Origin of the sequence: Ancylothrix sp. D3o, from assembly GCF_025370775.1 — a bacterium.
In the GTDB taxonomy this organism is placed as follows: Bacteria; Cyanobacteriota; Cyanobacteriia; order Cyanobacteriales; family Oscillatoriaceae; genus Ancylothrix.
Genome location: NZ_JAMXEX010000029.1, coordinates 19959 through 30891 on the forward strand (window position 1 = coordinate 19959; position 10933 = coordinate 30891).

Annotated in this window: 5 protein-coding genes; 4 read left to right on the top strand and 1 reads right to left on the bottom strand. The window is 42.9% G+C overall.

The annotated features are described in order from the left end of the window. Nucleotides 1-1009: 1009 nt before the first annotated feature. The 4 genes from NG798_RS24180 (at nucleotide 1010) to NG798_RS24195 (ending at nucleotide 10098) form a co-directional block, all read left to right on the top strand. Nucleotides 1010-2191, top strand: a complete 1182-nt coding sequence (locus NG798_RS24180; protein WP_261226280.1) for a hypothetical protein — start codon at nucleotides 1010-1012, stop codon at nucleotides 2189-2191. Next, nucleotides 2178-5381 carry a hypothetical protein gene (locus NG798_RS24185; RefSeq protein ID WP_261226281.1) on the top strand — a complete coding sequence of 1068 codons (3204 nt, stop codon included), beginning with the start codon at nucleotides 2178-2180 and terminating at the stop codon, nucleotides 5379-5381. The genes NG798_RS24180 and NG798_RS24185 overlap by 14 nt, the downstream gene beginning before the upstream one ends. Beyond that, complete coding sequence (locus NG798_RS24190) at nucleotides 5365-8055, top strand: pPIWI_RE module domain-containing protein (protein ID WP_261226282.1); 2691 nt, start codon at nucleotides 5365-5367, stop codon at nucleotides 8053-8055. Before NG798_RS24185 ends, NG798_RS24190 begins: the two co-directional genes overlap by 17 nt. 1197 nt (nucleotides 8056-9252) lie before the next feature. After that, nucleotides 9253-10098 (top strand): site-specific integrase, encoded by an 846-nt coding sequence (locus tag NG798_RS24195; protein WP_261226283.1) that lies wholly within the window; start codon nucleotides 9253-9255, stop codon nucleotides 10096-10098. A gap of 70 nt (nucleotides 10099-10168) precedes the next feature. On the opposite strand, the gene NG798_RS24200 is transcribed toward NG798_RS24195, so the two are convergent. Continuing rightward, nucleotides 10169-10933, bottom strand: a 765-nt coding sequence (locus NG798_RS24200; protein WP_261226284.1) for an AAA family ATPase, incomplete at its 5' end; no start/stop codon positions are given.

The window sequence follows — 10933 nt, forward strand, 5'->3', positions numbered from 1 at the left end:
GGTTTGTAATTGGCTCTTGAAAAATTTTATTTCGACGAGCGTGAATTATCCTTCTCAACTTCCTGATTTGATAACGCTTGGGGTTGCCGATTCTACAGCCACCGGCCCTGCAATATCTACTGATGCCGATAAATCCAGATAAGTTTTGAGTGGGATTTTAAGTGCCTTGCAGATCGGTGACTAAACTGGGCCGGTGGTAGATAGCATTTCATTGGCAGTTAAGAAAGGCCGGTGGTCTGAATTTGTCTACGGAAGCACGGATGAGTGCCAATGGTAAAGCGTGATTTTCCCAGGTCTAGTTTTGTATGTGGGATACGATACCTGGCCGGTGTACTTCTGAGATGCCGATAGCGTGACACACCGGCCTTTTTTTCATTCACTGATCCTTGGAGTTCCACCGGCCCCCCAACATCCAGCAGCTTTTCAATATCTGTCGGCCCCCAAACATCCGCTTGTCCGCCCTATCCACCTATACTTGGAGTCCCATCGATCCCGAAATATTCGCCGGTCTCACTCCATCTACCGGCACGAGCGAGTTCCACAGACCCTTGGAGTTTCACCGATCCCTGGAGTTCCACCGACACGAGCGAATATTCGCAGACCCCTGGAGTGAGACCGGCAGCTTTTTTGTCGGTGCAATTTCTTGGAGTAGCTGATTTGATTGAGAGGCCGATGGTTTCGGGGAAATTTCTGAAGTCAAAAATCTAATCTGGTGGGATTGAGGAGAACGGCCTATTTTAAATTCTGCTTGAGTCCGGCCATCGGCAAGGGGCAGACTCATAAGCCGTGATATTTGCGATATAAGCATCCACACAACGCCTGATAAACGCATTCCTTTCCCAAAAGTAACCATTTTCTAGGGAACCGCTAGGCGAAGACTCACGTTTAACTAACGGCCAAGATTCTAGGGTCTGGTTATAACATCAAATTATTTAGTTATTTCCTTGTCAAAACTGTAGAAAGTGATTTACAATCATAAAAAATAGATTTTTTGAGGTAGTAAATCTAAATGAAAATCGAACTACCCACATTAGAGCAAATTTCCGCAGGTTTGATCCAGACTTCTCAGCGGCAGGGGAGGCTCTATCCTTATTCTCAAAACCTGCAATTGGGTTACGACAAGGTTGTCTTAGTGTTTTTACTGGCAGACAACTCACAATCCGCCCCAACGAGCGTGCCGGAGTTTTACCAGGATTGGTGCGAAAAACCTTTTGAAGAATGGGGAGTAGAAGTTGACCAAGAGATCGATGGCTCAGATACGTTGCTGTTTCTGGGGGAACCAACTGAACTAACTATCGAGTTGGCAGAAGCCTTTGGTGGAAGCACTCTTTCTCAAGAGCAGTCCAGAATAGCAACTATCTTGCTGCAACGATGCCAAGCGCATCCACAAGGAACACAAATTTATACGAAGTTTCGTAGGTTTATTGTCGAACACCCCGTTTTGTCCAATCAGGAGTTAGTAGAGGCAAAAGGCAACTTCGGACTGGGGATTGGGCTGTCTGATTTGCTAGAGGAATGCTACGAAATAGCGCCCCTGTGCTACCAGTTGGAGGGAAACTTCTATGCCTGCCCCTACTGTCACGCACTAGCCGCAGTAGATCGGGAACAGGCGATCGCTAATCCAAACTGCAATCGCTGCCCACCTGGAAGGCGGCTCAAGAAAAAAGTCAAGCTTTCCAACGATTCTCTTAAGCTTAAACGTGGCATTGAACGCTTTTGGTTTTATCCAGGACGATCGGAAATTCGACTGTACGAGAAGTTAACAGAACTAGGGCTACAGGTTGAGCTTTACCCGGACCGAGATCACTACGATTTGCGGGTGACGTTTCCTGACAGCAAAGTTTGGGCATTGGATCTCAAGGACTACTATAACCCCTATCTATTATTAAAGCGTCTGGGGGATGAACCCCTTCCCAAAGAGCCGCCTTGGGATGAAGCTTATATTGTTATTCCCAACGAACGCAAGAAAGAGCGTCCTGCCTATCTCAAAGAACTTAAATCGCGCTGGCGAACTCAGGATGTAAGACCCGTTTTTGATGATGCTATTTTTGCCTTAGCCAAAAAGAAATTAGAAGAAATTTCCGTGCAACAGACGACTCAAGCACCGGATGGTGCAGGTGAGGGCAGCAAGTCCTCCTCAAAAATCACCTCTCGCACTAAAAAAAGGAAGAGAGAACATGAGAGAAACTAGGTCTTGGAAATCGAAAGCAAGCACTACGCTACAAGAGTCAGCCAAGCTCCCCAGAGACCAGATTGAAGCCTTGCTCAATGTGGAATTAGCTCTGTTTGCCATTGAAAAGCTCGGACTTCAATCCGAACTGGATACAGTTACTTCTGTTTGGTTGCTCATCTCCAGTCGATTTTATTTGTTTCCGCCCTTAATAGCAATAGTTACGACGGCAGAAGCAAAAAGAACACTGTTTAATTTGAGGCAACTTCTGCACTACTTATCAAATGAAGACACTGTAGAGCAGTCAGTCAGAGCATACAGACAGATTCCTTCCAAGTATCGAGCTTATGAGATTGATGATGCTTATCGATTCTCTCGTAAATCTATGCCCTCTATTTGGGGCAACCGTTTCGAGCGCTTTGAAGACTTACTGAGCAATAAACTCAAGTATCGCACTCGAACCGTTAAATACGCCGAACCAGGTAAGGAATATTCGTTTCGGTCTCAAGAATCTACTTACAGTGTCAGAATTCCCCAAGATTTTCCTCGCTACCACGGAAAGACTATCTCCTTGCACCGCGAACACCAAAACGCGATCGCCATCACACGAGCAGAGATGGAAGAAGCAGCAGAGCTTTTAGACCAAAATAGCGGAGATAAATACAGAAAGGAACAATTACAAAAAATCATTCTCGAACACTTTCAAGAAATGGGGTTTGCGGCCACTGATTCAATTGTATTTGATGGGGTAAAACACTTAGTTGGGCTGTTGAATGCTGGCAAATCCACTCTCATTGAAATCTTGACTATTGCACTGATAAAAAAAGGACACCGAGTTGGCGTAGTCTTTAACGAAGTCGTTACCTGTCTGAGAATGGCGACACTTTTAAAAAAAGCAGGCGTGCGGGTATCAGTTGTCATCGGTCAAAGAAATCGAAAAGTTCATTTGGAAAACTGGCATAGTGTCAGCGGAGGACTAGATGGTTTTGAACACTTATCAACAGCTTGTCCTTTAAGCAGTTACTTTCAACCCTCAGTTCCTACATCACCTCCTTGCTTTGAATTGAGACAAATTCGAGCAGATGATGATAGTAATAATGAAGGTAGCGATAATAAATTTGAGGGGGAGAGAATTTGCCCTTTAATCGGCCAATGTCCTAGACATCGAGACGCTAATCAACTAGCAGATGCTCAAGTGATTTTGACCACAGTATCTGCCGCTATTTTCACTCGTCCGTTACCTCATGTCAGTCCGCAATCAATTAATTATTACGAATTGATGTATCGCACTTGCAGCGTTGTATTTTTTGACGAGTGCGATAAAGTTCAATCTAATTTAGATTCGACTTTTCTACCAGCAATCAAACTGATTGAGCGGGGAAGCAATGGTTTTCTCGACCAAATCGTAACTTGGACACGAACGCAAAAACTCCGCAACTCTCGAAATGACTTACGACAAGTTATATTTGGACAATTCAATCATGCTATCCAAAATGCCGATACTCTAGTTGATAACATCTGTACCCAGTTACAACTCTCACCAGATGAGAGCGAATGGTTGGCAAAACGGCAGTTTTTTACTTGCTCGTCTCTGGCCAGAGATTTTGTTTTAGAAATCGCTAAGGCTCAAGGTATCGATACTGAATCAAATACGTTTATTCTGGATAAAAATCCCGTTTATCAAGAATTAGCTGGGTTCCTTCGGGGTGATTGGAAAAGTTCTTGGTTAGCTGAATATGCTATGAGGTTAGCTAAAGAAAACTATCAAGAACAGCAAGTCACACTCTCCCTAATTCAGGAAAAATTGATCAACAAGGGTTGGTTAAAACCCGTCAAAGATCGATGGGGATTTAGCTGTCGATTCGCCTTGTTTCTCAAGCTGGTACTTTTCGTTTGGTTTTTTCAGCAGGCGGTTACGACAGCTTATGGATTGGGCGAACAAGCCGATAGCGCTCAGGAGGTTGTTTTCTTTAATCGCATTCCCCGCGATTTTTATGGATTAGTACCAGGATTAGCATCTGGTTTAGTTTGCGGATTCAAACTGGAACAACAAACAAATCAATTGACTCTTTGGTATTTTCAAGCTTTAGGACAGGGACGTTGGCTTTTAGAAAATTTTTCCCAGGTGTTTGCTGATGAAGGGACTTTTGGTGCACACGCTTTGCTACTGTCCGGTACCAGTGTAGCTCCTCAAAGCCCTGTGGATCATATTAATTGCCCAGTAGATTACCTCCTTCGCCCGAAAGAACGCAGCGCCACAGAAGCAATTTCTCAAAGTAGTTTCTACTTTTCTCCCTGTTACTGGCCAGATGGAAAATGCGTTCGCGTTTCTGGGGTGGATTCTAAAGAAGAATCACTGTTACAAATTGTGCGTTCGCTGCTGCGTCAAACTGACGTTTTGCAACGGGATTTTGATGCTCTGCCTGAAGGTCGCAAGCGTCTGATTTGGTATGTCAATAGTTACGAACAAGTTGAATTTGTTTACAATGCAATTTTATCAATTGATACTCTCGGAGAATGGAATAAGCGCGTTGCAGCTTTAACAGCCAGATCACCCCTTGAGGAAATCGATGAATCTTTGATTCCGCGTGGTAACGTAGAAAACTTTGCTCAGACGAATCGAGCTATTTTAATTGCACCTATAGCAGCAATTGGGCGGGGTAAAAATATTCTCAACGAGCAAGGATTAAGTGCCTTTGGTGGCGCTTACTTTCTAGTTCGTCCCCATCCTGCACCTGACGACCTTGATTACAAATTTCGGTTGGCCTTGTGTAGAGAAAGAAAGGCGCTGGCCCAAGAGAGAGAAGGGAACTTGCGTGAAGCTGCTGGAGATTGGAAAATCGAAGGCTATCGTCTGTTTCTCAAGAGTCTTGACACTGTGTTGCAGTATTCCCACAAAGGGTTAGAAAAAGATGTCCGAGAAGGACTGATTTGGAGCCAGATGGTACTAACGTGGCAGGCGATCGCCCGTACCATTCGCGGCAATCAACCGACTCTAGTTCGGTTTATCGATGCGGCTTGGGCTCCCAACCTTGCTGAAAAGAAACCGGAAACTGAGCAAGACTCATTACTTAAAGGATTTGAGTACGTCCTTCGTCCCTACTTTGGCAAGACAAGAACAGCTTTTGACACGCGGGAACTCGCTCTCGTGCGCTCACTCTATGAACCTTTTTATCGTGCATTGGAGAAAATCGATGGCATCAAAATCTAATACAAAATCTAAAACAATCCAATTGTTGGCGTTACAAGTTCCCACTCAACTCTCGCTCCCATTTGATTTGTATGCCTTGAGTGTTCCTGATGAGTGGAAAGAATTATTTAGTCGGCTCCAAAAGCACAAGCTAAATAAAAATTCTGTCTTGCCACCCGTTAAATGCCTCAACCAAGTTCTTCAACTGCTGGTAGATGGCATTTTATTCTCTTCTCCCAATGCTTTCGAGCTAAGACCTGCTAATTGGCTGTATTTCAAAACTGAAAACATCGATACTAATTATATTGCTACTGTTGTCAAAAACTGGCTGCGTGTTTCCTTTGAAAATTGCAGCTTTTTGATAAGCGATGATTTGGATAAAATTAATCGTCTCTCTGGTAGCGATTTAAAAATTAAAGCAGTGCAGCTTAACCAACCTATTTGGGAGATTAAAGATAAAAAAGTAAAAATTGACGAATTGCATTATGATTTAATTCCTTATCTTTTAGCAAGCGCAGTAGCCAAAAGCCCTCTTGCTTTGATTAATCCTAAAAACAATGAGGAATTTGAGCAACTAAATTTCCGCGAAATTGTCTCGGCTGAATCTGGTGGTGCTAAAGAAGTCGTTAGCTGGCCTCCGATGCAAGCAGTTCCAAGCAGCAAAAAACAAAATAGCGAAGAAAAGGAAGCAAGAACACATTACTACTCATACTGCTTGACATTCGCTCTCCATTATAGTGCAGGTGGAGAACCATATATCATTTGTGACTATGGCATTAAGCGGTGGGTTAGTTGGGAATTTAAATATCTGCATTCAGGTGCAACAGTCTTCATTAAACCTACGAACTCAACAAGATTTGCTGCCTGTAAATTGAAGTATATGGGCAAGGAAAAAGGTATAGATTTTGAAAGCAATCTTGCGCGTTTAGTTAAGGAACTTGACTTCCGAGATAAATTTACTGCTAAAGATGTAATTCAAAACCCTTGTAAAAATGATGAACTTGCTTGGGGAGTAACTTATAGTAATACTATGTCACGCTCCCATAATACAGACGTTGGCTTTTTCCCTATAGACCATGAAATTTTTCTACAAGCCTGTAGGTCACGATTTAAAGAGATTTTTGGTGACAAGTTCCCTCTTGTAGAAATTTATTCGGCTTGTGCTAACAATAAAGCATTAAGAAAATCAGCTTCCCAGTACAAACAGGTAACTGAATTTATTAAATCTCACTTTGCAGACGAAACTAAGGCTCCTCCTTTTTATATTCCACCCAATCTGAAGTTGGTGTTGTTAGCCCAAAGCAAAGAAGCTGAGGATTTGATACGAGTTCTGGCGAGGAAGTATAAAATTAATGATGTAATTGTCCCAGAACTTGGAACTCTGGGGGCTGAATTATCAGGAAAAAAATGGGAGACAGACTGCAAAAGTAGAATTAAAGAATTTCAAAGCCATCAAGAATTAAGAAAAATTATTTCCGCAGATAACCAAGCAGTCACATTAACTTTAATTGAAATATTGCCCAAGGATAATTTTTGGAAAAATCCTGAGAAAGATCCAAAGCCTTGTTTCCGTCCGGCTTTAGCAATGATGGGTAGTGTTACAGATCACTTTGTACCCAAGGACGAAAATGATGGCCAAGATTCGCTCGAAATCGAAGATTTGAATGATAAAATTGCTCAAAAAAAAGCAGCAAAAGGGGCAGCAAAAAACGAAGGGAAACCCCATAAATCAAAGTCCCTAAAAAGTAAATATGCTCATCGCGTAGAAAATACGCTACTGAGTGGTCTATCAATGGCTGGCGCTTATCTCTATCCTACTTTTGAAACAGATAAATTTCCCTCAAATGTTGCAAGTGTAGGTGTATATCTTATCCGTTACTACATTGGTGAAAAAATTCAATATATGCCTGTGGCAGTTCGTATGGATAAGGAAGGTATTACCGCTAAAGCCTATGGACTTGACGACTGGCTTACTTTTCATAGTTTTCAAGTAAAAATGGCATCAGGGGCAAAGAAATTTCAGGCTATTGATTTTAATAAAAGTGACATTCAATCTTGGGTGTTTAATAATCTCTTCCAAGAAACTAAACAGCCAACGCTATTCTGCTTTGATGCTGCCAATCTACGCACTTGTGGTTTAATATTTCTCCAAAAGCAGTTTTGGCAAAAGCACTCTCTCGCTTTTGATACAGGTAAAAATATTACCTTCCCTTCCATTTCAGAATACCCTAACGTTCGCGTAGCCTCTATTATTACGCCTAATACATTAGAGGTTCCTATCTACCGCGTTTGCGATGAAGAAAAGAAATTAGCAGGACACACCGCAGGTGTTTTTTATCCCTCGTCTCAGAATGCTGAATGTGGATACTACTACTTGAGCAATCAGCGCCCTGAATCTCGCAGTGGTGGTATTCTTCAGGAAAGTAAATTAATACCGATGGCAAAAACAAGAGGTGAGAATATAGGAGATATGAAGAAGCCCAAGCCCTATGCACAAGGTTATAATCCGCGTGGCGTTTTCCTCAACCTTACTCTTCAAGAAGGGGATTGCTTTAGTGATTGGGCAAGTTTCGTTCAATGTCTGCGACTTTACGGATTAATTCATTATCTCGGTACTACAACATGGCCTGCTCCACTTCACCTTGCTGCTGGGCTTGATGCTTATCGACCGATTCAAGCTATTCGCCAACCCTAATCCTACTTATAGGGGTAAAGCCGAGATACGGGCACAACATGACAAAATGTAAAGTTTTCTAAAACTCCTTCTTCCGGCCCATGCTGGACGGTCAATACTCAGGCTGCAAAGGCACAGTAGTAGTAATACTTTAGCCTCGAATTCGCATTAAAAAGTCGTTATTGCTGAATATTTCAGGCTTTGCCAATTTACGCTATTCTGCCTTTGACTTTACACAACTTTATATGTGATGCCAAGGGACACCGGGTAGGCTGTTCCCTCTCCCATAAGCCGGTGAATCTAAATGTCTTTTTAGTTGACTCTTGAGTTACTGGATAACGCTTGCTAAACTCTCGCGTCGTGCAGAAAGTAAGTAATTAGATGTCCACATCGGGCTATCTGGTCGATGGAGGATAGCATTTTATTCGTCATCGGGCGATTAAGCCGGTGTGTTGTGCTGGCCATTTTACCCTTAAGTCTGCTATCAAATGCCGGTCTTAGCACATCTAAGAGCGGCGGATGGTAGCTGACACTTGTGCCAAAAAAACACTATCGAGGAGGGACATTCTGCTTTAGGGACGGCTTTTGAAAAAGATGTACCCCACCTACCGTGCGGGTAATACCGGCCTGGGTACTTACCCCATATTTTCCTTATCTGCCGTCCAAAGATACTGATGTTTGGGGTAATGCCGGCGACTTATGGGTGGGCGCATCTTCCTAGACAGCTTTTACCTTAAAAAATGAAGCATACTTTTCCCTTATGCTTCTTGTACTGCAATCAGGTTAGTTTTTTATTTATTTCTTATTCAAAGTAAAATCGTATAATTATTAGGAACCATTTTTTTAGATGTGGACACATTTGATAAAAAATTGAGAAAAGTTTTTTTATTTTTCTTTGGTGGGCAATAAATCTTTTAGGCGTGGTAGTTTCGCGCTAAAAACTTTATGGAAAAAGGAATTTACCCAAGATGGTTTATTTGAAGAACGCGAACCAGGTAGAGCCTGGTAGCGCCTTATTGCCTCTGGGGAAGTAAAACCCATAGAGTGTGGGAAGATAAAAACACAAAGTATGGGTTAAATGTCCCGTTTCCGCCTATGAAAGCGTCCAAAAAAGGTAATGATGTCCCAGTTGTTCTGGCATTAGCGGAACCATTACCTCTAGCTAGACACCCGGCGGCTGTCTACTTGAGTCAATTAGCAGCGTCGTCAAGGCGGACGATGACACATAATCTGAACTGGGTGGCCAATTTATTAAGTAATGGGCAATGTGATCACCTGACTTTGGATTGGGCAAAACTAAGATATGAACACACCGCTGCGCTACGTTCGGTTTTGGCAGAAACACATCCACCAACAACAGGCAACCTGAAGCTGACAGCAGTTAAGCAAGTTCTAAAATGTGCTCGGAAACTGAAGCTGATAAGCATTGATGATTATGAAGATGCAGTGAGTGTTGCTCCCCTAACAGGAAATACACCACCAAGGGGCCGGCTTTTACAACCAGAAGAGATAGGGGCGCTGATCCGGGTATGTGTAGAATCTAAAACGCCAGCCGGGATGAGAGATGCAGCGGCAATTGCCTGTTTATGTGCAGGATTAAGGCGATCTGAAGTAGTAGCACTGAATTTAAAAGATTATAATGCAGAGAACGGCTGTTTATTGGTAGTAGAAGGAAAAGGGAAAAAGACAAGACAGGCGTATTTACCACCGGGGGGCACTAAATTAATTGAAGATTGGTTAGGGGTGAGAGGACGTAAGGCCGGCCCATTACTTTACCGGTGTGTTGGGAAGGCCATTCAAACGGAACGCATAACTGCCGATGCCCTAGCATTAAGGTTGATAGAAAGGGGGGCAGCAGCCGGCCTTGGTACTTTCTCTGCCCATGATTTCCGCCGCACATTTATTAGTAATCTGTTGGATAAGGGCGCGGATATGGTGACGGTACAAAAGTTGGCCGGTCATGCAGACCCGGCGACTACGGCTAAATATGACCGGCGTGGTGAAGAGGTAAAACGTAAAGCTGTCGAATTGTTAGATGGGTTCGGTTTAAATCCTGAATTATAGTAATTCCAGCAACTAGACAAACCCAATTAAAAAAGGGAACAATGCCAATATTATTTATAATTTATTTCCATCAACCAGCCGGCTCTCCCCAAAAGCTTTGGATAGATGGAGCATATTCTGAATTATCAGGAGAAGAGGCCGGTTGGGCCACATAACGGGCTGAGTTTTCCATTGCTAAAATCCGGTCTGTATCTCTTACAAATAATGGCGTAATCAATTCCCGTTCTTGGAGGAAATCTTGGATATTCAACTTCAAACAGCCTTGAGGTAATAATAGTGTTGAAAAATCATCACCGGCTCGTTGAATATCTAAAAACACATCTTTTGAAACAAAACTGTCTAACTCAGTCATTAATTGAGAGGATGGATTAACCGACAACTGAGCCAACAAATTTAAAACCTTTTCGCTTTTCCTCGTAGCCGCAGCTTCAACCATACCGGCCAATTCTGCACCAACAAAATTGAGAGTACGATTAAGCAAAATTTTCCATTCCTTCTCTGATAACGGTGAAGAGTTTTTAAACCGGCGATCAAAACGGGCAGCGTGTAATTCAATAATTTGCTTGCGTTCAATTGCTTGGGGAAAGCCAACATAAAAAATATCATCAAACCGGCCTTTACGAGTAAGTTCAGGAGGCAAGGCAGCAAGCCGGTTGAGTGTCGCAATCACAAATGTTTCAGATGTCTTATCCTGTAACCACGTCAACAACTTACCCAAAATCTGAATACTGGTGGCCGTCTCCCCCGTCAAATCCCCACTACTGGCAGAAAACAACTTATCAAACTCATCAAAATAGAGGACAGACCGGCCTAAAGCTTCAACGCGGCGCAGTAA